The organism is Sorangium sp. So ce128 (assembly GCF_051525245.1).
In the GTDB taxonomy this organism is placed as follows: domain Bacteria; phylum Myxococcota_A; class Polyangia; order Polyangiales; family Polyangiaceae; genus Sorangium; species Sorangium cellulosum_B.
The window spans coordinates 1,589,620-1,615,121 of the sequence record NZ_CP150313.1; the positions used below are offsets into that span (position 1 = coordinate 1,589,620).

At 72.6% G+C, this 25,502-nt stretch carries 22 protein-coding genes; 8 read left to right on the plus strand and 14 right to left on the minus strand.

What is annotated here, in order from left to right; genetic code table 11:
- Positions 1 to 70: 70 nt before the first annotated feature.
- From WME82_RS06090 to WME82_RS06100, 3 genes are all read right to left on the minus strand, one after another.
- Entirely contained in the window at positions 71 to 1,603 is a 1,533-nt protein-coding gene (locus tag WME82_RS06090) for an FAD-dependent thymidylate synthase (RefSeq protein WP_438042042.1), read from the minus strand.
- A 179-nt stretch (positions 1,604 to 1,782) separates the two neighbouring features.
- Positions 1,783 to 2,601, minus strand: coding sequence for a type I methionyl aminopeptidase (map, locus tag WME82_RS06095; RefSeq protein WP_437744563.1), 819 nt, complete (start codon positions 2,599 to 2,601; stop codon positions 1,783 to 1,785).
- On the minus strand, positions 2,598 to 3,191 hold the full coding sequence (locus WME82_RS06100) for a cobalamin ABC transporter substrate-binding protein (protein WP_438042043.1): 594 nt from the start codon (positions 3,189 to 3,191) through the stop codon (positions 2,598 to 2,600). The genes map and WME82_RS06100 overlap by 4 nt, the downstream gene beginning before the upstream one ends.
- Positions 3,192 to 3,482: 291 nt before the next feature.
- Here WME82_RS06100 and WME82_RS06105 point away from each other — a divergent pair, with 291 nt between their 5' ends.
- On the plus strand, positions 3,483 to 4,337 hold the full coding sequence (locus WME82_RS06105; protein ID WP_438042044.1) for a hypothetical protein: 855 nt from the start codon (positions 3,483 to 3,485) through the stop codon (positions 4,335 to 4,337).
- A 209-nt stretch (positions 4,338 to 4,546) separates the two neighbouring features.
- Here the strand turns inward: WME82_RS06105 and WME82_RS06110 are convergent, their stop codons facing one another.
- The 10 genes from WME82_RS06110 to WME82_RS06155 form a co-directional block, all read right to left on the minus strand.
- On the minus strand, positions 4,547 to 4,810 hold the full coding sequence (locus WME82_RS06110) for a NifU family protein (protein ID WP_012233706.1): 264 nt from the start codon (positions 4,808 to 4,810) through the stop codon (positions 4,547 to 4,549).
- A gap of 136 nt (positions 4,811 to 4,946) precedes the next feature.
- Positions 4,947 to 5,783, minus strand: coding sequence for a hypothetical protein (locus tag WME82_RS06115; protein WP_438042045.1), 837 nt, complete (start codon positions 5,781 to 5,783; stop codon positions 4,947 to 4,949).
- 98 nt (positions 5,784 to 5,881) lie between these two features.
- Complete coding sequence (locus tag WME82_RS06120; RefSeq protein WP_438042046.1) at positions 5,882 to 7,180, minus strand: hypothetical protein; 1,299 nt, start codon at positions 7,178 to 7,180, stop codon at positions 5,882 to 5,884.
- Positions 7,177 to 7,983 (minus strand): hypothetical protein, encoded by an 807-nt coding sequence (locus WME82_RS06125; RefSeq protein WP_438042047.1) that lies wholly within the window; start codon positions 7,981 to 7,983, stop codon positions 7,177 to 7,179. Before WME82_RS06125 ends, WME82_RS06120 begins: the two co-directional genes overlap by 4 nt.
- Positions 7,984 to 8,072: 89 nt before the next feature.
- A complete protein-coding gene (locus WME82_RS06130; RefSeq protein ID WP_437744569.1) occupies positions 8,073 to 8,555 on the minus strand; it encodes a serine/threonine protein kinase in 483 nt (160 codons plus the stop codon).
- Between the two features lie 14 nt (positions 8,556 to 8,569).
- Entirely contained in the window at positions 8,570 to 9,493 is a 924-nt protein-coding gene (locus WME82_RS06135) for a DUF4349 domain-containing protein (protein ID WP_438042048.1), read from the minus strand.
- Positions 9,494 to 9,577: 84 nt separating this feature from the next.
- Positions 9,578 to 10,129: a CDP-alcohol phosphatidyltransferase family protein gene (locus WME82_RS06140; RefSeq protein WP_437744571.1), complete on the minus strand. Its 552-nt coding sequence runs from the start codon at positions 10,127 to 10,129 to the stop codon at positions 9,578 to 9,580.
- A gap of 157 nt (positions 10,130 to 10,286) precedes the next feature.
- Positions 10,287 to 10,721, minus strand: coding sequence for a universal stress protein (locus WME82_RS06145; RefSeq protein ID WP_437867782.1), 435 nt, complete (start codon positions 10,719 to 10,721; stop codon positions 10,287 to 10,289).
- 292 nt (positions 10,722 to 11,013) lie between these two features.
- Positions 11,014 to 11,463, minus strand: a complete 450-nt coding sequence (locus WME82_RS06150; RefSeq protein ID WP_438042049.1) for a hypothetical protein — start codon at positions 11,461 to 11,463, stop codon at positions 11,014 to 11,016.
- Positions 11,464 to 11,470: 7 nt separating this feature from the next.
- Entirely contained in the window at positions 11,471 to 11,827 is a 357-nt protein-coding gene (locus tag WME82_RS06155) for a DUF4398 domain-containing protein (protein WP_437867793.1), read from the minus strand.
- A gap of 999 nt (positions 11,828 to 12,826) precedes the next feature.
- On the opposite strand from WME82_RS06155, the gene WME82_RS06160 reads away from it, so the two are divergent.
- From WME82_RS06160 to WME82_RS06180, 5 genes are all read left to right on the plus strand, one after another.
- Positions 12,827 to 13,708, plus strand: coding sequence for a hypothetical protein (locus WME82_RS06160; RefSeq protein WP_438042050.1), 882 nt, complete (start codon positions 12,827 to 12,829; stop codon positions 13,706 to 13,708).
- Positions 13,709 to 13,916: 208 nt separating this feature from the next.
- Complete coding sequence (locus WME82_RS06165; protein WP_438042051.1) at positions 13,917 to 15,710, plus strand: serine/threonine protein kinase; 1,794 nt, start codon at positions 13,917 to 13,919, stop codon at positions 15,708 to 15,710.
- Between the two features lie 111 nt (positions 15,711 to 15,821).
- Complete coding sequence (locus tag WME82_RS06170) at positions 15,822 to 16,814, plus strand: DUF362 domain-containing protein (RefSeq protein WP_437744578.1); 993 nt, start codon at positions 15,822 to 15,824, stop codon at positions 16,812 to 16,814.
- A 5-nt stretch (positions 16,815 to 16,819) separates the two neighbouring features.
- A complete protein-coding gene (locus tag WME82_RS06175; protein WP_438042052.1) occupies positions 16,820 to 18,751 on the plus strand; it encodes a 4Fe-4S binding protein in 1,932 nt (643 codons plus the stop codon).
- A gap of 49 nt (positions 18,752 to 18,800) precedes the next feature.
- A complete protein-coding gene (locus tag WME82_RS06180; protein WP_438042053.1) occupies positions 18,801 to 19,958 on the plus strand; it encodes a hypothetical protein in 1,158 nt (385 codons plus the stop codon).
- Positions 19,959 to 20,016: 58 nt separating this feature from the next.
- Here the strand turns inward: WME82_RS06180 and WME82_RS06185 are convergent, their stop codons facing one another.
- Positions 20,017 to 21,642, minus strand: a complete 1,626-nt coding sequence (locus WME82_RS06185; protein ID WP_438042054.1) for an ABC transporter permease — start codon at positions 21,640 to 21,642, stop codon at positions 20,017 to 20,019.
- Between the two features lie 207 nt (positions 21,643 to 21,849).
- Between WME82_RS06185 and WME82_RS06190 the strand changes: the two genes are divergently transcribed.
- Together WME82_RS06190 and WME82_RS06195 are read left to right on the plus strand one after the other, a co-directional pair.
- On the plus strand, positions 21,850 to 23,748 hold the full coding sequence (locus WME82_RS06190; protein ID WP_438042055.1) for a protein kinase domain-containing protein: 1,899 nt from the start codon (positions 21,850 to 21,852) through the stop codon (positions 23,746 to 23,748).
- A gap of 52 nt (positions 23,749 to 23,800) precedes the next feature.
- The gene (locus WME82_RS06195; protein ID WP_438042056.1) at positions 23,801 to 25,183 is read left to right on the plus strand and encodes a CCA tRNA nucleotidyltransferase; all 1,383 of its coding nucleotides are present in this window, start codon (positions 23,801 to 23,803) and stop codon (positions 25,181 to 25,183) included.
- The last annotated feature ends 319 nt before the right edge of the window (positions 25,184 to 25,502 follow it).

The window sequence follows — 25,502 nt, forward strand, 5'->3', positions numbered from 1 at the left end:
CGGGTGACCGCCGCTCTGCGACGGCGTATCCAGGGCGACGGCGTACCCGAGGCGGGGTGCGAGGAGCGGATCAGCTCCGCGCGAGCGCGTAGTCGTTCAGATCGACGCGGATCAGGTCCTTGAGCCAGGGGTGCACCGTGATCGCGGTGCGGTAGAGCCCCTGGGCCATGCGCCGGTAGCTCGTGTGCCCCTGCTTCGCCGAGCGGAGCTCGATGACGTGGAAGAGCTCGCGCAGGTTCAGCGTCCAGAGGGTCCTCACGCGGAAGCCGAGCGGCACCGCGTACTGCGACTCGAGGGGGTAGCGCTCCTCCATCGCGTTCCACGCGTCGCGCGCGGCGAGCATCGCGTCCTGGTAGGCCTCGGCGTGGCCGAGATCCGAGAGCGCCTGCGGCGTCTCGAAGCCGAGCCGGCAGGTGAGCCGCTGCGTCGCCGGCGTCAGCATCCTGTGGCGCTGCAGGTCGCGGTACGCGCCGTAGTCGAGCATCAGCTCGAAGGTCATCGTCGACGCCTCGAACGCGCGCGGCGGCGCGTCGTACGGGCCGCGCTTCTCGCACGCGGCCTTCGCGATCCCGATGAGCTCCGGCAGCGTCGCGCGGTGGAGCGCGTCGCCCAGGTTGTAGGCGTGCACGCCCGGATCGCTCCCGTCGTACGCGAGCGCGAGCGCGACGCGCTCCAGCGCGTCCTTGTCGTAGCGCACCAGCCGGACAGGCTGGTTGATCACCATCGTCGCGCTCACGCCCTCGTCCGGCGGCGTGTAGACCCGCTTCATCGCCGCGGCGACGCTGGCCTGCAGCGTCTGCCGGAGCTCGTTCGGCGCGGCGTACTTCACGAGCGTCGGGGTCACGGCGAGCGCCGCCGTGTGCATGTCGCGGGCGACCCTGCGCACCTCCTCGAGCGGGTGCGACAGCATCTTCGTGAGCAGGACCTCGAGCGCCCTCGCGTTCGCGGTGAGGCCGATGTTCGTCCGCGTCCCCGCCGGCAGGAGGCCGCGCAGGAGATCGCACGCCTGCGCGCGCAGCGCCCCCTTGTAGGCGGCGTCCGACATCTTCTCGGGCTTCGGCGAGCGCGCGCCGAGCCGCTCGGTCACCCTGGGGACGAGGTCGAGGTAGGTCGCGAAGAGCCGCTCGCTCGAGGCGTTGTATTTCGCGGCGTGCTCGGCGTCGAGCTCAGGCAGGTCGATGAACGAGTGCTGATCGAAGACCACGTAGCGCGTGCTCTTCTCCGTGTACGAGCCGAGCCGCAGGTCCTCGATCACCTTGGAGGCGACGATGCTGACGTTCTCGATCGCGAGGTGCACCACGGCGTGCTCGGCGACCGACGCGTGGCCGTAGCCCACGACCCATTTCTCGTGGAAGCTCCGCGCCTTGTCCGACGCGAACGCGAGGCCCCGGCGCGGCCGGCCGTCGGCCTCCGGGGCGACGTCGAGCTCCTCGTCGCCGAGCAGGCGCGCCAGGTTGGTGCGCAGATCGTCTCGGCTGCGCGAGTAGTACGCGAACAGGACGGCGATGACTTCTTCCGGCAGACCCGACAGCGAGAAGACGTCGGCCGTCGGGCTCGACACATACGGCGCGATTCGGGCACGCGACGCTTCGTCCAAGGCCATGCACCTGCTTCTACTCCCAATCGCAGGCCGGACGGTCGACAAAACTGGGTTTCCGATCGACAGATCCGGGCCACGTCGACGCACCGCCGCGCAGGCCCTCGTCGCCGGGGCTGGCCGGCGCGCGCGGTCCGGGCGCGGCGCGCGTTCGGCGTTGTGCGCGTCGTCGAGCGCGCTCTGCGTCAGAGCGCTCGCGCCGCGGAGACGGCGAACGGATCGGGGAAGATCTCGCTGTTCGCGAGCGGCCGGCTGCGACGGGTCAGCACCTCGCAGCCGTTCCTCGTCACGACGATGGTGTGCTCGAACTGCGCCGACAGCGAGCGATCGGCCGTCAGCGCGGTCCACTTGTCTTCCTGGATCTCGACCTCGTAGGTGCCGAGGTTGATCATCGGCTCGATCGTGAAGCACATGCCGGCGCGGAGGCGGGCGCCGCTGCCGTACTTGCCGACGTGCGAGACCTGCGGCGCCTCGTGGAAGCGCCGCCCGATGCCGTGCCCGACGAAGGCCCGCACCACCGAGCAGCCCTCGCCCTCGGCGAATTCTTGGATGGCGGCCCCGATGTCGCCAAGGCGCGCCCCGTCCCGGACCTGGGCGATGCCGAGCTGCAGGCTGCGCCGGGACACCTCGGTCACGTGCTTCGCCTCGGCCGAGGGCTTGCCGATGTAGAAGGTCGCGGACGTGTCGCCGTAGAAGCCGTTGTAGATCGTGGTGACGTCCACGTTGATGATGTCGCCCGGAACGAGGACGCGATCGCACGGGATGCCGTGGCAGACCACCTCGTTGATCGAGGTGCAGACGCTCTTCGGGAACCCGTGGTAGTTGAGCGGCGCGGGGTAGCCGCCGCGGCGGATCGTGTCCTCGTGGACGAAGGTGTTGATGTCCTCGGTGGTGATGCCGGCGCGGATCATCTCGCCGACGCCGAGGAGCGTCTCCGCAGCCATCTGTGAGGCCGTGCGGAGGGCGTCGACTTCTTTGACCGTCTTGATGCTCACGTTGCTCACGGCGCAGACAGCTCCCCGAGGACGACGGCCTCTTTGACGGCCGCGGCGACCTCCGCTGTATCAGGTGAAAGGTGCCAGTGGATCTCCGGCTCGCCGGCCTCGCCGGCGAAGCGCCGGATGAAGGCGATGAAGGTGAGCCCGCGGAGCCGCGCGTCGATCGCCTTCGCGACGCCGAACGCGCGGCTCTGCGGCCGGATGTGGAGCTCGAACGCCCGGTCCGGCGCCCGGGGTGTGGCCAGCGGAGGGTAGCCGACCTGGATCCCGAGGTGGTAGGTGCTCTGTTCGCCGATCGAGTCGACGGTCACCGTGTTGACGCGGACCCGCGCGACCACGTCTCCCGTCTGCGCCCTCTCGCGGAGGAACAGGTCGGATCTTGGCGAGGGGCCGTCCAGCGAGAAGCCCACGGCGGCAGGCTCGATGTTGTCGTCGAAGACCTCGCGTGCGCGCCCCTCCCATGGGGGCAGGCCGGCCTGCGGATCGACGGACGCCGCGGGGCGCTCGTGATCGGCGACGCAGCCGCCGGCGGGGCCAACGGTCGCCAGCGCGGCGAGCGCAAGGCGCAAAGGTGCAGCACCGGCGGCAGGGATCATCCTTGGGGCCAGAGCTCGTAGCACGTCGGCCGGTCCCTGTCAGGACCCGGCACACACCGGCCACAGGCGCTGTCGAGGCTGTTTTGCCCTCGTCGCGATCCGCCTCGCGCTCGCTCTCCATCGATCCGGCCGAGCGATCGTCCAACGGCGGTCGACCCCGCTCGGTGCGGAGAACCTATTCTCCTGTCCTACCGCAGGTGCTAGCGTTCTCCGGCTTGCCGGGCTGGGTTTCCTGGCTTTTGCGATTGCACAGAGCGCAGGGACAGGGCCTGCGCCGGCTGGAGGAGGAACATGAAAGCGAAGAGGCTCCTGGGAGCGGCGCTGGCTCTGGGGCTGGGCCTTGCGGCGATCACGAGTGCGACCGTGGCGGCTGCCCAGCAGAAGCGGGGGACGAGCGGGGCGCCTGCCGCGGCCCCTGCCAAGCCTGCCGATACGCCGGTGACGAAGAAGACGATCGCGCTGACGCCTTCGGGCATCGCCTGGGGGATGACCACCAAGCAGGTGGCGGCGGTCATCGACAAGATGCTCGATGAGGCGTACGTGCCGCGTTACAAGGTGATCTCGCCCGGCGTGAAGATGAGGGCGCTCGACGCGGAGCTCGCCGAGGAGAAGAGCGCGTTCCGCCGCAGCCGCATCGACTTCGGCGGGTTGCCGACCGGCATCGACGCGACGCCGCTCAAGGGCGAGTACACCTACCTCAACAAGGAATCGATGATGACGCTGACCCGCGAGAGCGGGAAGCGGTACTTCTTCTTCATCCAGGACAAGCTCTGGAAGATCATCGACGAGCACCCGCTGGGCGAGAAGGCCGCCCGCGGGAAGGACTATGCGTCCGCCGTGGTCAAGCTCGCGACGGCGTTCGGGGTGCCTGGCCGCGTGACGCCGCCTGCTCCGGACAAGGGCCGCTACGTCAACGAGGTCGACTGGAAGGACGCGGCCACGCACTTCCGTGCGATCGAGCGGAACGACTCCGAGATCGCGTTCGCCTACGAGGACCTGGTCACGCTGGGCAGCCTCGATTCGCTCCGCCCCAACAAGCCGGTCGACGCGAACGCCATCGACCCCGCCGTCGCCTCCGCCGTCCGCAAGGAAGAGCCCCCTCCCGCCCCGCCCCCCTCCGCCGACAAGCCCGGCAAAAAGAAGTAGCCCCACGACCCGCCGCGCCCCCGTCCGGCCCTCGTGTTAGCTCATCGCACCCTTTTTTCTTCTCTCCCCGTTCGTCCCAGTAGCCCGCCTGAGGCGGTCACCCGCACAGGCGACGGGTCCAGATCGGCGTTTTCGGCGCGGAAGCGCACTCCAGTGCGCTGAGCACCGAAAACGTCGAGATGGGCCCGTCTCCGCAGCGGGTGCCCGCCTCAGGCCAGGGAGGCGCCGTCGGGGACACGCATGCCGTTCGTCACGATGACCCGCGCGGACGGCGCGACGGCGAGCACCGCTGGCTCGATCACCGCGCGCGCGGTGAGCATGGCCCCGGGGCAGCCCGAGCACGCGCCGGCCAGGTGGAGCGTCAGGTGATCGGGCTCGACGGCCACGATGTAGAGCTCACCGCCGTCGGCTCGGACGAGCGGCGCGATCACCTCGCGGCAAACCTTGAGAAGCTGATCGATGGAAGCCGGCATGGGGGTGAGCTCGGCAGCGCGAGCCCGTCGCGACAGCCTAGCACGGTAGCGCTCGATAAGGAGATCTCCCCCAGGCCCGCCGCCGGCCGTGACAGCACCCGGGCCGTAGCCAGGGGGACCGCCCCGGAGGGCGCGCTCAGAGCGTCGAGACGAGCGCGGCGACGCCGGCGTCCGCGGCGAGCTCCGGAACGCGCTGCGCCGCAGCGCCGAAGGTGCGGCCGGCGATCTCCACCGTGCCGCTCCAGGGGCCCGAGGCCGTCTTCACCGGCAAGTCCAGCTTCTCGAGCGCCTCGGTGTTGACGTCGGGCGTCACCGGTCCGCCGTACGCCTTCGCGCCCTTCCACGCGAAGACGTAGAGCAGCGGCGTCGACTTCAGCCCGTCCCGCTTGGCGATCTCGGCGATGTCGCGCTTGGCCGCCTCCTGCAGCCGGTACGCGTAGGCGCGGAACGACCAGCCCGTGACGAAGAGGCCCTGGAGCTCGCCGCCGCTCCGTGTGACCGGGTGCACGGCGACCCACTGGAGATCGGGGCCGTTCCTGACCCCACGCATCTCCTGCATCTCCCCGAACGCCTCGACGACGCCGCTGCCCGGGGCCAGCACCTTCCTGAGCTCGGGGAACGAGGCCAGGACGGACCTGTTGGCGAGCATGTCCGGATCGGCCTCGCTGCGCAGCACCGTGCCGCTCGGATCGGCGAAAGAGAAGAAGGTGCTCTTCGCGAACTCGAGGTTCTTCACCGAGGCGCGCGCTCCCGCGATCGCCTTCTGGAGCCCGAGCAGGTTCGCGCCCGGGTCGGTGTCCACCAGCGCAGCGAGCTTCTGCGAGCCCGCGGGGAGGCCCGTCCGCACCTGGCCGACGTCCTCCGCGACGACCGGCGCGAGCTTGGCGCAGAGCTCCGCGGCGTGCTTCTGGGAGGTCTTGCCGTCCTCCTGACACGCGCTCCCGAGGGCGGCGGCCAGCGCACAGGCGAGCACGGCAGGCTTGCTTTCGCTTCGGGCGAAGGTGGAAGAGCGCATCATCGAGAACGACTCTCCGAGGCGAGCGGAGTTCCGGCGGCCGGGACCATCACGCCTCACAGGGTTTCCGGGGTTACAAAGATGATCTCGACCCGGGCGTTGCGGGCGCGCTCGCTGCCCCCCGGATCGACGACCGGGGACGCGGATCCCGCGAGGAACGGCGCGATGGACGGGCCCGCGGGCGCCCCCGCGGCGGTCGCACCTTGCGCCGGACCGAGGGCGCGGACGACGGCATCGGCCCGCGCCGCCCACGCGGGCTCTTCCCTGGCGCGGATCTCCCGGTCCGTGTGCACGACCACGGCCACGGGAAAGGAGGGGTGCGCCGTGGCGACCAGCGCGAGGTCGCGGAGGCGCGCCTCGCCGGCCTTCGTGAGGGCGTTGCCGGCGAACAGCCCGCGAAGCGTGACAACGATGCCGCGATCGTCGCGGACGGGCGACCAGGTGCCTGCGGCCGAGAGCTCTGCGAGGAGCGCGTCACCAGCGCCAGGCGCGCGGGTCACCGGCGTGGCGGCGCGGCGCGCGGCCGTCAGCGCGGCGAGGCAGCCCGCCCTGGCGCGGGAAGCCTGGTCGATGGGCGCCGGGAGGGCGCGGGTGGAGCTGCTCGCCTCGGCGAGCTCCGCGTCGAGCTTCTTGATCGCGGCGGTCGCCCCCTCGAGCTGCGTCGCGAGCTCGGCGCTGCCAGGCTGGGCGCTGCCGGGCTGGGGTCCGGCGGGGCTTGCGGCCGAGGGCTGCGCGCCGGCGGGGCTCGCGCCTGCGGGCTGGGGTCCGGCGGGGCTTGCGCTTGCGGGCTGCGAGCTGTCCTGCGGCGCCGGTGCGATCAGGAGGCGCGCCGCGCCGCACAGCAAGCGGGCCTGGAGCGCGAGTGAGCGCGCGGCGGCGAGGCGCGCCTTCTCGCGATCCGCATCGGCCTTGCCCGACGGGACCACGGGCTGCGCGTCCCGGGCGACCTTGGTCCGCATGTCGAGCGCGTCGACCTCGGCCGCGACGCGCGACTGCTCGGCCTCGAGGCCCGCGAGCGACGCCTCGCCCGCGGAGCGCTGCGCCTTCGCCTCGGTCTCGGCCGCCTCGGCCCGAGCCACCCGCGAGAGCGCGTGCGCGTGCGCGTGCGCCGCGATGGCCTGCTCGCCCAGGATCTGCGCCCCGGATCGATCCTCGCTCTCGAGCGCGGCGAGCGCGTCGCCGCGCAGCTTCTCCGCCCGCGCGAACGCGCCCGGCGCGTGCCGCTTCGACTCGGCGGCGGCCGCCCCCGCGCGGACGTGATCGAGCTCATCGAGCACCGCTGGCCGCGGGATCGGCGCGCACGCGCCGAGGAGCACCCCCGCGACGGCGATCCCTGCGAGGCGACGCGCGCTCAAGGCGTGCCCTCCTGGCCCACCGGAGCCGTCGCCTTGCCGGCGCCGCCCTTGGGCCCGGCGCCTGGCGCCGCGGTGGGTGCTTGTTCGGCCCCTCGCGCCCCCCGCGTCGCGGGCGTCGCCTCCCTGGGCGCCGCCCCTCTCTCCCCTCTCTTGCCAGCTTCGATCCGCTGCGCTTCGACGTTCGCCGCTGCCCTGGTCGCCTCGCGCGCCTCGGCCTCGATCCGCTCGAGCTCCGCCGCGGCGCGGCCTCGCCGCGCCTGCGTCTCTTCGAGCAGCGCGCGCGCCCGCTCGAGCTTCGTCTCGACCTCGCGCGCGCGCTTCGCGGCCTCCACGGCCGCCGCCTCCGCCGCGGCGGCGCGCAGCAGCGTCCTCGCCGCCTCCGCCCACTCGAGGGCCACCGCGTCGAGCCGCCGCGCGTTCGTCGCGTCGCCCGCCGCGCGCGCGCCGTGCGCGCGCTGGAGCGCGCGCTTCGCGTGCGCCATCGGCTCGGCCACGACCTTCGCGGCGCTCGGCGAAGGCCCGCTCGCCGCGCTCGGCGCCCCGCCAGCGGTCTCCTCGCCGCCGGCGGCCTTCTCGCCGGCGACGGCTGCGGGCGGGGGCGCGACGCGGCCCTCGATCTCGCGGAGGATCTGCGCCGCCTTGGCGCCGTCGCCGGGGGGCGGCGCGGGCACCGTGGCGAGCGGCTTCTCTCCTCCGCCGTGCGCCAGGGCGTCGGCGCTGCCGAGCGTGGCCGCGAGGGCGAGGAGCAGCGCCTGGCTCCACCGGCGCTGCCGCGCGTCACAGGGAATGGGGCGGGAACGCACGTCCGCCAGGTAGCAAACAGGGCTTCCGCGAGCAAGCGCAGCGGCGCTGCGGCTGTAGGGGCGCGCGCGGCCGACGCGGGCAGCGCGCGTCACTCCGGCAGGAAGTTGCGGATGGCCCAGTCGATCTGCTGCTGATGCCGCTCGACCAGCGCCTTCGCTCCGCCTGCCTCGTGGAGGAAGACGCGATCGTCGTTGACGAAGACGGTGAGGTAATAAAGGTGCGCTTCCTTCCCCTCGTCGTGCCCGAAGCGCAGCTGGACGCCCGGCAGGCCGTTCCGGGCCTTCACGTCGGTCTTGCCGAGCAGCGCGTAGCCGCCGCCCTCGCGCAGCCGCTTCTCGATCACCCGGGACCAGAAGGCGAGGTCGCCCTTCGGATCGTTCTCGAACGCACGGATCCCGATCACCAGCCCCTCGGCGGTGGTCGCGCGGTACTCGTCGTCGCCGTAGCGATCGTCGAGATCGACGAACCCTGGCGGGGTCGCGGGGACGAAGGGCCGGCCGCAGGCGAGCAGCGCCGCCGCGCCGGTGAGCGTGGCGACGAGGGCGAAGGCGTGGCGAAGGGAGTGGTTCATCGGAGGCGCCCGGTTCACAGGTTGAGGAGCCGCGAGAGGCCGAGCTCGTTGAGCCAGTCGATGGGGAGCCGCGGTCCCGACGGGGCGAGGGTCTCCGTCGAGCGCGGCTGGAAGGTCACGGTGAGGGTCGAGAACGCGACCCGATCGCGCAGGAACTTGAGCCGCCCCTCGAGGCGCTCGAGCTCGCTGGAGACGCGCGCGAGCTCGCGCTCCAGCTGGATCGACTCCTCGACCTTGGCGGCCTTCTCGAGGAGCTTCTCCAGGCGATCGCGCACGGCCCGCGCGTTCCGGATGCGAATGGCGAGATCGAAGAACTCCTCGGTCACGTCCTCGGCGACCACGTTGCGCTGGAGGATGTCGCCGAGCCCCTCCAGGCGCTTCAGCGCCTCGTCGAACCGGGCGGCGGGGACGCGGATCGTGATCGTCCGATCGTCGCGGCGGGCGAGGAAGCCGCCGAGATCCCGCGCGAGCGCCTCGACCTTGCCGAGCGACGCGCCCACCTCGAACACCGCCATCCCGATCTCCGCCGTGTAGACGAGGAGGGGCGCGCGCGCCGCGCTCACCTCGCCGGCGGCCTGGGGCGCGGCCTGCGGTGCGGCGCCGGACGAGGTCGGCGCCGGCTGCGGCGTGGCGGCGGTCGGCGCCGGCCTCGCCATCGGGGGCTGAGCGCCGCCGCCGGGGGCCGGCGGCGGCGCAGCCTTGGCGAAATCCGCCGCCACCGACACCTCGGCATCGTACGACTCCTCGCGCAACGACCCCGAGCGCGTCGACTCGCCGGTCGTCTGCAGGGCTCCAGGAGGCATCCCTGCCATCGGGGCCGGCGCCGCTCCGTACGCCGGCGAGCTGGAGGCGTCGCGCGCCGCCGAAGGGGCGGAGCTGCAGGCGGCAGGGCCGGCGAGCGAGGCAAGGAGAGCCCAGACGGGCAGCGTTCTTCGCATGGTTCCTCGGAGCATGGAGCCGGTGGCAGACGCTCAACGCGCCGCCTGGGCCGACCTTACACCAGGAGCGCCTCCAGGCGGCACCTACGCCGCCCCGGGCACGCGGCGGAGCTGGCGCGCCCAGTACGAGACGCCCGCGGCCGCGCCCGCGATCGCCGACGCGGCGAGCATCGCGGGCAGCGCCGACGGGAGCGCGATCGCGGTGAAGACCGCCGCGAACTGCACCACCGTCGCGAGCTTGCCAGGGATGTTGGCGCTCGCCGCGGACAGGCGCGCGCCCTGGAAACGGCGGCTCACCGCGATCCAGAGCGCGAGCGGCAGCTCGAGGAGCTCGCGGGCCAGAAGCGCCGGGATGCCCCAGAGGGGGAGCGCGCCGCTCTCGAGGAGCGTGCCAACCACCGCGAGCGCGAACACCTTGTCCGCGATCGGGTCGACGATCGCCCCGGTGGGCGTCACCTGACCGGAGCGGCGGGCCAGCCAGCCGTCGAGCACGTCCGTCAGGCCTGCGCAGCAGAGGACGGCGAGGGCGAGCGCGGGCCGCGTGGCCACGATCGGGAACAGGGCCGCCAGCGGCAGCCGGGCCAGGCTCACGAGGTTCGGCGGAAGCGCGAGATCGCGCGGACACAGGGGCGACATGCGAGGAACTCCACGCGCCGCATGCGACGCAGAAGCCGGGGCCCTGACCCACGTCGAGCGCGGCCGAGCCCGCCCTAACCCAGTCGAGCGCGGCCCTGCCCGCCGCGCCCCGGCCGGCAGCCGCGCCGGCCCGCCCACCGCGAGGCGCCGCGGACGATCAGCTGGCCACGCGCACCGTGAGCACGGGGACGTTGCTCTTCCGGATCACCTGCTCGGCGACGCTCCCGAGGAAGAGGTGCGAGATCCCCCGGCGGCCGTGCGTGCCCATGACGATCATCGCCGCCGCCTGCTCGTCGGCGGCGGCGAGGATCTCGGTCGCAGGGTCGCCCTCGCGCAGCGCCGTCGAGAGTCCCCCTGTCTGCGCCGAGAGCTGCTGGACCGCGCGCGACGCGGCGGCGCTCACCTCGGCGTGGAACCCGGGCATCAGCGCCGGCTCGAGACCGGGGTACGTGTAGACCGGGAGCTGGTAGACGTGCAGCAGCACGACCCGGTGCCCGAGCCTCGCGCCGAGATCCTTCGCGAGCTCGATCGCCTTCATCGAGGCCGCCTCGAAGTCGACGGGCACCAGTATCACGTTCGCGCCTTCCTTCATCGCGCTCTCCTCGCACGCGGGACCGGGTGTCCCGTCGAACTTCGAACTTCGACCGACGCTGACCTCCGGGACGCCTTCGATGCCGGAGGAGGCGCGTCGCGCGCATCTTGGATCCAAAAATCGGCCACTCCCAGGAGAAACTGTTCGATGGAAGCCGCGCCGACGCCCTGGGCGGTACGCGGCGCGCGGGGGCGCTCGGGCCGATCCGCCCGGATCCCGGCGGCAAATCAGGCTTCGCGCGGGCGCGCAGCGATGAGCGCGACGGCGCGGCAGCGCAGGAGCGCGGCCGCGATCACCTGGCGGACTGCTGGGGCCGCGTGCGCGCGCCGTCGAGCGCGACGCCGCGACCGACATCGTCGGCAGGGTCGGGCGCCGCGGGCTCAGGCTCGCCGCCGGGGCGCGCGCGCTGCGTCGCGGCGCGCTGGCTCTGCCGCGCGCGCACGAGCGCGCTCTGGTTCGCGCGCACGAGCGAGGACAGCAGCGAGCACTGCGCCCTCCGCCGCGCGACGTAGGCCGCGTCGCGCGCGACCGTCGAGCGCGGGCGCTCGCGCTCCACGCGCTCGGCGATCGCGAGCGCCTCCTCCGCCTGCCTCAGCTCGGCGATCGCGAGCGGCGAGAGCGGGTTGTCCTGCGCCTGCACGACGGCGGCGCGCGCCGTCAGCAGCTCGGGCGGCGGCGCGGCAGCGCGCGTCGCGCAGCCCGCGAGCGCGAGCGCCATGGCGAGCGGGGCTCCGGCGCGCACGCGGGCCCTACTCCTTCCCCTCGGCGAGCGTGCTCGCCTGGTCCAGCGTGCGGCCCGCGGCGTCGCGCAGCCCCGCTTCCCTCACGAGCAGCGCCGCGAGCTCCGCGTCGACCTCGGCCCGCCGCAGCAGCCAGCGCGCGCCCTCCACGTCGCCCACCGAGATCCGCCGCCGCGCCCGCGCGAGCTCGCTCCTCGCCAGCGCGAGGTGCATGGCCGCGCGCCGGTCGGCGCTCGCGCCCTCCCGCTCGGCCGCGCGGATCGCCGCCCGGGAGCGGGCGAGCTCGGGCGGCGACGCCGGCGGCCTGAACGCGGCGCAGCCGGCGAGCTCCAGACAGGCGATCACGAGCGCGGTTCTGGCGAGCATTTGCGTGGATTCCCGATCTCGCGGCGCCGGTGGCACCGTCGCTCCCGGCGGCGCGCCTGGGCTCGCGCTGTGCATCGGGCAGGCCAGCCTGGCCGGCGCGATCCGTGCGCGCGAGCTGCTCGCTGCCCGCGGACGAGCCGGGCTGATCTGGCCCATGGCCCCGAGCGCCGTGCTCCTCGCCGATGGCAGGGTCCTGGTCGTCCGCTGCTGGTCCGATCCTCGGCGCGATGCCTCTGCCGTTCAGCTCCACGAGCCGGGGAGCGACGCGTGGTCGCTGGTGCCGTCCCTCGAGGAGGGGCCCGGAGCCGCCGGCGGCGGCGCCGCCGGAGCATCGCCGGCTTCTTGCTCTTCCGGGGCACGCGACCGCTGCGACGACCTCTCCTGTCGCCTCTGCCCATTGCGCAATGGATTGCGCTGTTGCGCATCCGATGACGGCGCCTGAGCCCCCCGCGTGTGACCTCTTGTCGCGGGCGACGCCCCGGAATCGACAGCCCTCGTTGCAATGATCCACAAGGACCATCCGAGCGAATCGGCAGCGATGGTCATGCCGCTGTTCGTCGAGCGGCGCCAGGGACATGGAAATGAGGGGCAGGGACAGGGAACCGGCCGACAGGGACAAGCGGCAGCGTCGACCTCGACCGGCGGTGTTCTCGCCAGGGACACGGAGATCGTCGCCAGGGACACGTCGTGAAGCGCCAGGGACACGGAGATCGTCGCCAGAGACACGTCGTGAAGCGCCAGGGACACCCCGGAGCGTCTTCGCGTGTCCCTGGCGCCGTGTCGTCCAGGCACGGGACGTGGATCCCTGTCGCCCTGCCGCGAAGCTCCCGCATCTCGCGCGCTTCATGACCCGCTCTCGGCGGCTCGTGGTGCGAGAGGGCGGGAGTCTCGGGCTCAGGTCCTTGTGGAGGGGAGTCCGAGCCAGGGCTCTCCGGAATGGATGCCCGGGATTGCCGCTCCGGACGGGGTGTCCGGCGCCGCAACCCAGGGGAGGTCGAGATGGCGAAGAAGACGAGCGATATCGAGCGGTGGTCGGACGTCGTCCAGCAGATGAGCGCCGGCAATCTCCCGGCGATCACGGTGCCCTTGCACGTGCTCTTCGGGGAGGCGGTCGACGTGGCGAGGTTCTGCGACAAGTACTGGAAGACACAGGTCGATGCCCAGAAGCGGGTGACCCGCCTGGGCCTCGAGTCGGCGGTCCCGAAGGACGGCAAGAAGGGGGACGCCGCGCGCCTCGGGCCGAGGACGGCAGAAGAGATCCTCTCGCTGCAGCGCGCCACGCAGGAGGCGCAGACGCGGTATCTCCTGACCGTCGAGAGGAACGAGAGCCCCCGCGAGCGCGGGAAGTTCTTGCTGGGGGAGATCTCGGCGACGCTGCGCTTCTACTTCGACGACGGCGTGGACGACGCGAAGGACGAGATGCTCGCCCGCATCGACGCGGCGCACGCGGAGGATCCCGACACGGCCGACGCCCTGGCGAGCGCGCTCGACGACTACGCGCTGCTCGGGGAGAAGCACCGCGACGCGCTCGACGGGCTCGGCGGCTTCGACGCGGCCCACCTCGACGAGGCGCGCGCCGTGGCGGCCGAGCTGCGGAGCCGGCCGGCGCAGGCGGAGGCGATCTCCAGGCAGGCGCAGGACGCGCTGCTGCTCCGCAACAAACTGGCGACGCTGCTCGTCGAGCGCATGGGCCTCGTGCGGAACGCGGCGCGCTTCGTGTTCCGTGGCCAGCCCGAGATCGTGCGCGAGGTGACGAGCGCGTACGAGCGCCGCAAGCGCGCGGCGGCCCGGCGGGCCAAGGCGACGGCGGCCCCCTCGCCGGCAACACCAGCGCCGGCGGCGCCTTCGCCGGCGGCGCCGGAGATGCCGCTGGAGGGCTGAGCGGCAGGCGAGGGGCTCGCCTCGCCGCGGCAAGCGATCCAGAGCGCGAGGCCGGGGCACAGTCCACACACCGGCGGCGCAACGGCGCGAACGGGTGAGCTCCCCGGCGCCTCCGCCAGTCCCCTCGAATAAACGCCCCGCGCCGGCCGTCTTCCGTCCGCCGGCTTCTTTCTCAGCGCTCGCTGCTTCCGCTACTCTGGCAATCGCTGTGCCGCCCGTCGACCCCAACCTCCGCACCACGATCGTCCACGCGTTCGCCGTCACGGTGGCGGATCCGTCCAGCCTGGTGCGCACCACGTCGCGCGGCGGGAGCGACGACCCCGCGAGGAGCAGCAGCCGCGGCCCCTCGATCCTCCCCGAGGTCGGCCAGATCGTCGGCGGGCTCTACCGCCTGGGGCGCCTCCTTGGGCAGGGCATGTTCGGCAAGGTGTACGTCGCCCAGCGGATCGACGTCCCCGAGCACCAGGTCGCCCTCAAGCTCATGCCCCGCTCGCTGTACGCGATGCGGAACGTCGAGCGAGAGCTCGTCATGCTCGCGACCGTCGGGCACCCGCACGTCGTCCAGCTGAAGGACCACGGCATGAACGCCGACTACGTGTGGCTCACCATGCCGGTCTACGAGGGCGAGACCCTCGCCCAGCGCCTCGAGCGCAGCCCCCTCGCCCAGCGCGAGGCGCACGACATCTTCCTCGCCGTCGCGCGCGGGCTCGAGGCGCTCCACGCCGCCGGGCTCCGGCACCAGGACGTCAAGCCCGACAACATCTTCCTCGCCAGGTTCGCCGGCCGCGTCCACCCCATCCTGCTCGACCTGGGCGTGGCCGCGGAGCGAGAGGCCTCCTTCTGCGCCGGCACCGCGCTCTACGCCTCGCCCGAGCAGCTCCGGGCGCTGAACGGGTTCCCCGGCGCCGTGCCGCTCTCCGAGAAGATGGACACGTACGGGCTCGCCACGACCCTGCTCTACTCGCTCGTGAACCCCAGGGACTTCCCGGGCGAGTCCGCGCAGAGCCGCACCGAGCTCGCCGAGGCGCACGACGTCCGCGCCGACAAGCCGCTCGCCGACAACGCGCTGCCAGACCTCACCGGGCGCCCGCGCGAGATGTTCCAGGCCGCGCTCAGGCGATGGCTCGCGATCGATCCGAACGAGCGCCCGTCGATGACCCAGCTCGCCGAGGAGCTCGACGTGCTGCTCGAGCCGGAGCGCGAGGCGGATCGCGAGGCGGAGCGGCTGCGGATCAGGCAGAAGACGTCCTACCTGCGCGCGCGGATCGCGGCCGGCGCGATGACCCTCGTGGGCTGCGCGGTCGTGCTGCTCGGCTTCTCGAAGCGCGAGACCCTGCGGCTCGCGAACGAGCTCGAGCAGGCCCGCCAGCGGGGCGCCGAGTCGTTCGACAAGCTCGACACCTGCGTCGCCAGCCACCAGATCGCCCAGTCCGAGGCGATCGCGTGCCGCGGCGCCCGCGATCAGGATCGCGCGGATTTCAACGCGACGCTGGCCACCCTCCAGAAGAGCGGCTCCACGTCGGAAGCGGAGCACGCCCGCGAGATTCAGGTGCTGCACGCCACCCAGGCGGCGCGCCTCAAGACCTGCGAGGACAGCGCGGCGGCCGCGCAGAAGGCGGCCATGGACGAGCGAGAGCGGCTCGCCGAGGTCGAGAAGGCGCGCGCCGCCGTCACCGCCGAGCGCGACGAGGCCAGGGCGCTCGCCGACCAGCGCTCGGCGGAGCTCGCCAGCGCGGCGCAGCTGCGGGCCGCGTGCGACGCGGAGCGCGCCAGCTGTTTTGCAGAGCGCGATCGCCTGAAGGCCGACCCGTACGAGCCGGACGAGCCCGCCGCCCCGCCGCCCTCGCCGCCTGCGCACGCGCCGCCCGCCGCGAGCGTCGCGCCGCCGCAAGCGCCGCAGCCGGCGAGCACGGGTGCTTCCCCCGCCGCAGGCGCTCCGGCGACGCCGGCGGCCCCGGCGGCCCCGGCGGCCCCGGCGACGTCCGCCGCGGCTCCTCCTTGATCGCCGTTGCTGGAAGCGCCGGGAGGCGGCGCCCATCGCTGCCGCCAGGCCACCTCTGCTTGTGGCGACCGCCCGGGGAGGCTATCCGTAGGTCCAGGGAAGGCGAGGGCCATGGGTGACATTTCTCGACGTGAAATGCTGCGTCGGCTGAGTGCGGCGGGCCTCGTCCTCGGGGGCGCGGGGGGGCTCGCGGCGGCCCGGTGGGACCGCGGCGGCAGCGCCGCCGTCGCCGCCGAGCGCCAGCAGACGCGGGACTACCGGCTCCGCGACGCGCCCGCAGGGGTGCCGGAGCTCGTCGTCGCCCGCGCCGGCGCCGAGGCGCTCGCCGCGGGCGCCCCGGACCCGGCCGCCCTGGTCCGGAAGGCGGTCGACGCGCTCGGCGGGATGCGCCGCTTCATCTCGCGCGGCGACGTCGTGGTCGTGAAGCCGAACATCGGCTGGGATCGCACGCCGATCCACGCGGCCAACACGAACCCCAAGGTCGTGGCCGAGGTGGTGCGCCTCGCCTACGACGCCGGCGCCAAGACCGTCATCGTGACGGACGCCTCGTGCAACGAGCCGAACCGCTGCTTCCAGCGCTCCGGCATCTGGAAGGCCGCCTACGACGTCGGCGGGGAGGTCGTCATCCCCGCGGCGCACCGCTTCCGCGGCATGCGCCTGAAGGGCGAGGTGCTCGACGACTGGCCCGTCTACACGCCGCTCGTCAACGCGGACAAGGTCATCAACGTCCCCATCGCGAAGCACCACAACCTGTCCAGGTACACCGGCGCGATGAAGAACTGGTACGGGGCGCTCGGCGGCCGGCGCAACCGCCTCCACCAGAACATCGACGTGTCGATCGCCGATCTCGCGACGTTCATCCAGCCGACGCTCACGATCGTGGACGCCGTCCGCGTCCTCATGCGCAACGGGCCGCAGGGCGGGAACGTCGCCGACGCGAAGGACATGCACACCGTGATCGCGACGACCGATCAGGTCGCCGCCGACGCGTACGGCTGCCAGCTCATCGGCCGCAAGCCGGAGGAGATCCCGTACCTGAAGATGGGCCACGACCGGGGCCTGGGCACGATGCACTGGCAGAACCTGCGGCTCGCCGAGGTGTAGTAGTCATGGCAAACCTCGATCCGACACCGGCCGCGCCGGCGCACCGTGAACCGGCGGCAGGAGCGGCCGTGGCGCCCGCGAAGGCGAGCGCGCGGCCGCCCGCCGCGCCGAGCGCGGCGCCGCCCGCCGCGCCGAGCGCGGCGCCGCCCGCCGCGCCCGCGAAGGAGGCCCGCTGGGGGGCGCTGCTGCGCAAGGCCGGCGCCATCGTCCGGCCCGCCCCGAAGCGCCGGGCCGGCTCGGGGCTGCCGGCGCGCAAGGTGATCCAGGTGCTCGTCTGGGCGCGCCGCGCCGTGCAGGCCGGCTGCCTCGGGCTGTTCCTCTACTTCCTGTTCCAGACGGGCTTCCGCGGCTCGTTCGCCTCCGCCGAGGCGCGCGTGCGCCTGCCGCTCCCCGTCGAGGGCTTCCTCCTCGCCGACCCGTTCGTCGGCGCGATGACCCTGCTCTCGACGCACACCGTCTACCGCGGCCTGCTCTGGTCGCTCGGGATCCTCGCGCTGACGCTCGTCTTCGGGCGCGTGTTCTGCGGCTGGATCTGCCCCTTCGGCACCCTCCACCATTTCTTCGGGTGGATCTTCCCGTCGCGCTACGGCAAGGGCGGCAAGCGCGTCGAGGCGAACAAGACGTACACGCGGCAGCGGGTGAAGTACTACCTGATGTACGCCTTCCTCGCGGCGAGCGCGACCGGCAGCGTGATCGGCGGGCTGTTCGATCCGATCTGCGTGGCGGTCCGGGCCATCGGCCTCGCCGTCATCCCGGCCGCGCAGTACGTCGCCGCCGTGGTGACCGGCTCCGCGGCCACGACCGGGAGCCGGCCGGTGCAGCTCGCCGCGGATCACGCGCAGGATTTCCTGGCCGCGAGCGTGTGGCAGACGAAGCAGTTCTACTTCCACCACACGTGGTTCGTCGGGATCCTGTTCGTCGCGATCCTCTTCATGAACCGGTTCATCCCGCGGTTCTGGTGCCGCGTGCTCTGCCCGCTCGGCGCGTTCCTCGGCGTGTTCGCGCGCTTCGCGCTCTTCGGGATGCAGAAGGATCACGCGAAGTGCACCGACTGCAACCTGTGCCTCGTGCACTGCCAGGGCGCCGACTCGCCCCAGGGCGGGGTGAAGTGGCGGCAGGACGAGTGCCACATGTGCCTCAACTGCGAGAGCGCCTGCCCCGAGGACGTCATCAAGTTCCGCTTCCTGCCGAACCGGAAGAGCGCCCTCGTGACCCCCGACACGGGCCGCCGCACCGCCCTCGCGACCGCCGCGGCCGGCGCGGTGATCATCCCGACGGCGCGCATCGCCGACGTGCTCGACGCGAACTATGACCACCGCGTGATCCGGCCGCCGGGCTCGGTCGAGGAGCGCGAGTTCCTGGAGCGCTGCATCCGGTGCGCGGAGTGCATGAAGGTCTGCCCCAACAACGCGATCCACCCCGCGTTCTTCGAGGCGGGCATCGAGGGGCTCTGGACGCCGATCGTCATCCCGCGCATCGGGTACTGCGAGCACTCCTGCGTCCTCTGCGGCGACGTCTGCCCGACCGGAGCGATCCAGAAGATCACCGAGGAGCAGAAGATGGGCATCGGCCAGAAGCCGATCTCGATCGGCACCGCGTTCTACGATCAGGGGCGCTGCCTGCCGTGGTCGATGAGCGTGCCGTGCATCGTCTGCGAGGAGTTCTGCCCGACGTCGCCCAAGGCGATCTGGGTCGAGGAGGTCGACATCCCGAAGCGCGAGCCGGTGGCGGCCGAGCACGGCAAGGAGCCGCCGATGAAGATGGTCCACGTGCAGCGTCCGCACGTCGATCCGTCGCTGTGCATCGGCTGCGGCGCGTGCGAGAAGGTGTGTCCGGTGCAGGACAAGCCCGCGGTCTACGTGACCAGCGTCGGCGAGACCCGCTCGAAGACGAACGTCATCCTTCTCGAGGACACGGACTACAACAAGGCGTCTTGACCGCGCACGCCGGCTCCGCGCGGCGGGACCACGACAGGAGGCAGCTCGGGTGCGCACGCTTCGCTTCTACGGAACCTTCTCGCTCGCCGCGCAGCTGGCGCTCGCGGCGCTCGCCGGCTGCGGCGAGCGGTTCACGGCGGCCGGCGCGAGCGCCACGTCCACGTCGTCGAGCGGCGGCGAGGGCGGCGCCGGGGGCGACGGGGGCGACGGGGGCGGGGGCAGCGGGGGAGGCGGGGGCTCGGCCTCGTCGTCCGCCGCGTCGGGCGGGGGCGGCGAGGGCGGGTGCGGCGCGTGCAAGGAGGGGGAGTTCTGCACGGCCAGCGAGACGTGCGTCTCGTGCGCGGCCCGCGGCGGCGTGCTGTCGTTCGGCGCGCTCTCGGAGATCGAGGTCGCGGGGGCGATGCCCGCGTTCCCGCGCGTGCGCGCGGAGACCGGAGAGGGTGAGGCGACGCTCCGGCTCGTCTACACGGCGAAGTTCGGATCGGACGACACGAAGATCGCCACGGCCACCGGGCGGCCCTGGACGGCTGGCGAGGTCGTCTCCAGCTTCATCGTCGACGAGGAAGGCCAGGAGTCGGGCCCGCTCCTCCTGCCCCTGGACGCGCCCTCGCCGCAGGGCGGCTTCCCTGCGGGCTCGCTGCTCTTCGATCGCCTCCCCACCGCACCGGGCAGCCTCCCGCAGCTGCTCGTCGCGGATGGGCTGGAGGCGACCCAGGCGGGCGCGCTCCCCGCGCTCAACCCGGACGGGGGGAGCCGCTCGGTGGCGGTCGCCCACGGGCAGCGGCCCTCTTACCGGTACTGGTTCATGACCAGGCACCAGGACGCCGGCGGGACCGCGAGCCGGCTCGTCACGAGGCGCGCGGAGGACGCGGAGGTGCAGGTGCTCGACATCCACCTGCCAGGCGACTGCCCGGCGCAGGGAGACGACCTCGCCCCGTGGGTGACGCCCGACGGCCGCCTGCTCTTCTTCCAGGCGCCCTACAGCGCGCGCGGCGAGTGCGAGGAGGCGTCGGTGCTGCGGAGCTTCTACGTGGCGCTCGGGGACGACGGGCGGCCCGTGGACGATCAGCCGGCGAGGATGCTGCTGCCGAACCTGGACCCGAGCGTCGCCGTCATGACGCCGTCGCTGTCCCCGGACGAGTGCACGCTCTACCTGGCGTCCGACAAAAACGGGCAGCAGAAGCTCTACGCCGCCTCTCGGCGGTAGTCGGCGCGGCGAGCAGGGCCGCCTCGCGCCTACCGGGGGCGTGGGGAGAGACGGGGGCTCACTGCGCGCGGAAGCCCTCGGCGGGGCGGAGGCGCGCGGCGTAGAGGCTGGGGACGATCGTGGCGGCGAGGCAGATGAGGATGGCGATGCAGCCCGTGATGAGGAACTCCTGCGGGCGCGCCTGGACGGGGAGGCGGGAGATGAAATAGACCTTCGGGTCGAGCGGGAAGCCGTACACCAGGAGCCCCTTGCACACCGCCACGCCGAGCAAGAGGCCCAGCGTGGTGCCCGCGACGCCGATGATCCCGCCCTGGTAGAGGAAGATGCGCAGGACGGCGCCGTCCGTCGCGCCCATCGCCTTGAGGACCGCGATCTCCTTCTTCTTGTCGAGAACCACCATGATCAGCGTCGCGATCACCGTGAACGCGGCGACCACGATGATGAGCGCCAGCACCGCGCTCATGCCGATCTGCTGGATGCGCAGCGCCGTGAAGAGCCCGTGGTTCAGCTCCTCCCAGTCCATCGTGTAATAGAGCCCGCTGCCGAGGAGCTTGCTGATCTCGCGCGCGATGCCGCTCGCTTTGTCGATGTCGTCGACCTTCATCTCGACGCCGGTCACCGTGTCGCCCTGGTCGTAGAACGCCTGCGTCTCGTAGAGATCGGCGTACGCCAGCTTGGTGTCGTACTGCTCGAAGCCGGCCTCGAAGATCGCGATGACCCGGAATCGCTTGGCGACCGGCGGCTTGATGGCGCCGTTCGCGAACGAGAAGCCGATCGTGGGCGAGGTGACAGTGACGCACTGGCCGAGGTCGAGCGACAGGTTCTTCGCCAGCGCGGCGCCGATCACGATGCCCGGCATCCTGGCGATCTGCTCCTTGTCGGCGCAGGGGTCCGGATCGACCTCGGGCGGCAGCTCGTCGTCGTCCGGGAGAACGCTGCCATAGCCGCCCTGCGGCTCGATCGCGCCCCGCGGGGCGCCCTCGTCGAGCGCGACCTCCGCCTCCTCGGCCCCGGCGCCCGGCGCGCCTTCCGCCTCGGCCGCGGGCGTGAGCGCGGCGTCGCGCGCGGCCGCGGCGCGCTCGTCCTCGAGGATCCGCGCCTCGTAGGCCTTCAGCAGATCGAGCTCGGCGCCCGCGTCCGGCGCGAGCGCGCCCCGCGCGCCAGCGTCCGGCTCCAGGAGGGGGACATCGGGCAACGACGGCACGGCGCGCTCGGCGGGCTTCGAGCCAGGGCGCCGCAGCCCGGCGAGATCGCCGCCCGGGAGGATGTGACGGGGCAGGTCGAGCACGGCCGTGGAGGCGCCCTCGGCCCCCACGCCGAGGCTCCTGGCCGGGTCGACCCCCTTGACCAGGACGCCGGTCGCCGTCGCGTCGCCGTGCGTCAGCATCATGGGGTTGATGCTGAACGGCGCGACGCCGACGACGCCGGGAACCTTGGAGACCTGCTCCATGATCGAGCGGTACTCACGGAAGTCCGTCGAGTACTTGATCACCAGGACGTGCGCGTTGACGCCCAGGACCTTCTCGCGGAACTCCGCCTGAAAGCCCCCGGTCACGCTCATCACGGTCGCGAGCGCCGCGACCCCGAGCGCGACCCCGAGGATCGCGAACGTGGTGCCGACCGAGATGAACGCCCGCTTCTTGGAGCCGAGATATCGCAGCGCGACCTCGATAGGGTAGCTCATCGCGGTGCCCTCCTAGCAGAACGCGGCGCGCGCGGCACGCTGGGCCGCCATCGTCGGCGGCGGGCCGACACGCCGTCGATGCGCGCTCGCCGCGCCCTTTCGCGCGCGGGGTCCGCATGATCTCGCTTCCCGGACCGAACGCCTGCTAGAATCCAACCCTGTCGCAGCTGCCGGCATGTGGCGTGCACTTCTGCCCGCGAGCCTTTCATGAGCGCCACCAAAAACGAGCACCACACCGCGCGCAGCAGGGTCTTCAACGCCGAGGAAGGCGCGCTCGAGGAGCCGCCCCCGTCGCGCCCCAAGAGCGCGGCGGGCGGGCCTCGCTCGTCCGGTGTCGCGGCCGCGTTCGTTCCCTCCTCCATGGAGCCGAGCGGCGCAGACGACGACGTGCCGGTGGAGGTCGAGCTCCGCCCTTCGTCGAGGCCCTCCAGGGCAGGGTGGGTCGAGGGGCCCGCGAGCGAGGTGCCGCCGAGCTTCCGGGCGCCGCCGCCGCTGCGCCAGATGGCCCCGCGGTTCGGGCGGCAGAGCGAGCCCGACGCCGGCGAGATCAGCGGGCGAACGAGCCCGGTGCCGATCAGCGAGGGGGAGCCTTCCCTGGAGATCCCGCCGCCGGACGAGGTCGAGCCGCGCGAGCGGCGGCCGCCGGGCGCCAAGGACCCTTACATCGGGACCACCTTCGATCACCGGTACAAGATCGAGCGGCTGCTCGGCGAGGGTGGGATGGGGTTCGTCTACCTCGCCCGCCACAAGGTGATCGACAAGCGCGTCGCGGTGAAGGTGCTCCGCGCGGAGCTCGCCAGGGACCGCGAGATCTTCGAGCGCTTCGTGCAGGAGGCCCGCTCCGCGTCGAGCATCGGCAACCCGCACATCGTGGACATCTCCGATTTCGGCGACCTGCCGGACGGCTCCACGTACTTCGTCATGGAGTACCTGGAAGGCGTGAGCCTGGCGCAGCTCATCGACTCGCCGAACGAGCTGCCGATGGAGCGCATCTGTCACATCGCGCTGCAGCTGTCCGCGGGGCTCGCCGCCGCGCACGACGCCGGCATCATCCACCGCGATCTCAAGCCGGACAACGTCTTCGTGGTCGCCCGCGGCAGCGATCCGAACTTCGTGAAGATCCTCGACTTCGGGATCGCGAAGGTGTCGACGAGCACGACGACCAAGCTGACGCGCGCCGGCGCGGTGTTCGGGACGCCGCACTACATGTCCCCGGAGCAGGCCGCGGGGGCGCCCATCGATCACCGGACCGACATCTACTCGCTCGGCGTGATGCTCTACGAGCTCGTGAGCCGCCAGCTCCCGTTCAACGCCGACAACTTCATGGGGATCTTGACGCAGCACATGTACAAGGCGCCGGTCCCCATCCGCGCGCTCGTCGGCGGCCCCGACTGCCCGCCTGGGCTCGAGGCGGTGATCCTGAAGTGCCTCTCCAAGAAGCCGGAGTCGCGCTACCAGACCATGAGCGATCTCCACGCCGACCTCGAGCAGGTGAAGTGCGGGGGCGTGCCGGGCGCGGTCGCGGAGATGATGGCGCGCTCGGGCGGCTTCAACGTGCCGCACGATTACTTCAAGACCTCGAAGGTGATCGTCCCCGCGACGCCGCCGTCGCTCCCGCGCTCGCCTTGGCCCCGCTACGTGTGGGTCGCCGGGGCGGCGGCCGCGGTGGGGATCGTGACGGCGATCTTCGTCATCGGCGCGAGCGGGTCGGCCAGGGACAACGCCCAGAAGGCGCAGAAGCCGCCGGTCGAGGCGCCCGCCAAGCCGGCGCCCCCCGAGCCGCCGCCGGTCCAGAAGACGGTGGTGGCGCTGGCCGCGGTGCCGGAGACGGCGGTCGGCTACCGCAACGGCGTGGAGCTGAAGCTGCCGGCGAGCATCGACGTGGAGCACGGGCAGACGGTCACGATCGACATCCGGGCCGAGGGGTACCAGACCAGCACGGTGGTGCTCGACGGCACCGAGCCGAGCAAGCTCGTGAAGCTCGAGGCCGACGAGAAGAGCGGTCCGAAGGCGAGGCCCGGGGCGGGACGGCCGCCGGCGGTGCCGACGACCCGGACCCCCAAGAACCCGGATGTCCGGGACCCCTGGGCTCACCCGAAGAAGTGAGCGTGCGCTCGGCGGGGGCCCTGCTCGCCGTGCCCCGTGATAAGCCGCAGGCGTGACCCGGATCGATCACCTCATCGAGGCCGTCCCCGAGGACGTGCTCGGCATCTGTCGCCGCCTCCGCGAGCGCGGCAAGCGCGGCTGGATCGTGGGCGGCTGCGTGCGCGACCTGCTCCGCGGGCAGGACGCCAAGGACTGGGACGTCGCGACCGACGCGCGGCCGGAGGAGGTCGTGGCCGCGTTCCGGAAGGTGATCCCGACCGGGATCCAGCACGGGACGGTGACCGTCCTCGTGCGCGGCGTGCCGTACGAGGTCACGACCCTGCGCGGCGACGGGACCTACAGCGACGGCAGGCGGCCGGACCGGGTCGAGTTCGTGGACGACATCACCGCCGATCTCGCGCGGCGGGACTTCACCATGAACGCCATCGCGATCGATCCGGTGGACGGGCACCTCATCGATCCGTTCGGCGGGAGGAGCGATCTCGAGGCGAAGATCATCCGCGCGGTCGGGGATCCGGGCGAGCGGTTCGCCGAGGACGGGCTGCGGGTGCTGCGCGCGGCGCGCTTCGCCGCGACGCTGGAGGGCACGCTGGACCCCGAGACCGAGCGCGCGATGGGCACCGCGCGGTCGCACCAGACGTTCCGCTGCGTGAGCGCGGAGCGGGTGCGCGACGAGTGGCTGAAGGCGATGCGCGCGCGCCGCCCGAGCGTGGCGTTCGAGATCATGCGCCGGACGGAGCTGCTGGCGATCACCTGCCCGGAGATGATCGAGTCGGTCGGGTGCGAGCAGAACCGATGGCACGCCTACGATGTGTGGGGGCACGCGATGGCCTGCCTCGACGCGTGCAAGCCCGAGCCGATCCTCCGCGTCGCGGCGCTGATGCACGACATCGGGAAGCCGAGGACGCGCGAGTTCTCCGACAAGACGAAGGACTACACGTTCTACGAGCACGAGCGGGTCGGGGCCGAGATGGCCGACCCGATCCTCACGCGGCTCCGCTTCTCGAACGACGAGCGCGCGCGGATCGTGGCGCTCATCCGACACCACCTGATCTGCTACGACGACACCTGGACGGACGCAGCGGTGCGCCGCTGGCTCCGCCGGGTGACCCCGGCGCTGGCGCCGGATCTCTACGAGATCGGCGTCGCCGACGCGCTCGGCAAGGGGCGCGAGGCGACCGAGGACATCGCCACGATTGGGCGGCTCCGGGAGCGCGTGGACGCGCTGCTCGCCGCGGGCGCGGCGCTCTCCGCCAAGGATCTCGCCGTGAACGGCAATCGATTGATGAAGGAGCTCGGCATTCCGCCGAGCCGGCTCGTCGGCGAGCTCCTGGAGCGCCTCGTCGAGCTCGTCACCGAAGAGCCCGAGGCGAACACGCCCGAGCGCCTGCTCGCGGCGGCGCGCGAACTCGTTGCCTCGAAGAGCGCAGTCTAGCGCTACCCCCCGCCGCATCGTTGCGATTCCCGTCGCCGAGCGGCCGAGGGGAGCCGTCAGGATGGCTGTGCGCCGCGCTCGCTGCGTGTACCCGAGGGTGGTCTCGCCGGGCTGCCCTGGGGCCGCCGCGTCGTGCGGCGCTCCGGTTCACCCGCCCTCGGCCATGTCCTCGCTCCTTTGGTGAGCCTGTCCCAGAGGGCGAGTCGAACGGTCGTGGACAAGGTACCTTGACCGACAACGGTGGTCGGTTGTCTACCTCATGTCGGTCTAGATTATTTCATGCCGATCGCGTCCACTGGGACGTGAGTCTGGTAACATC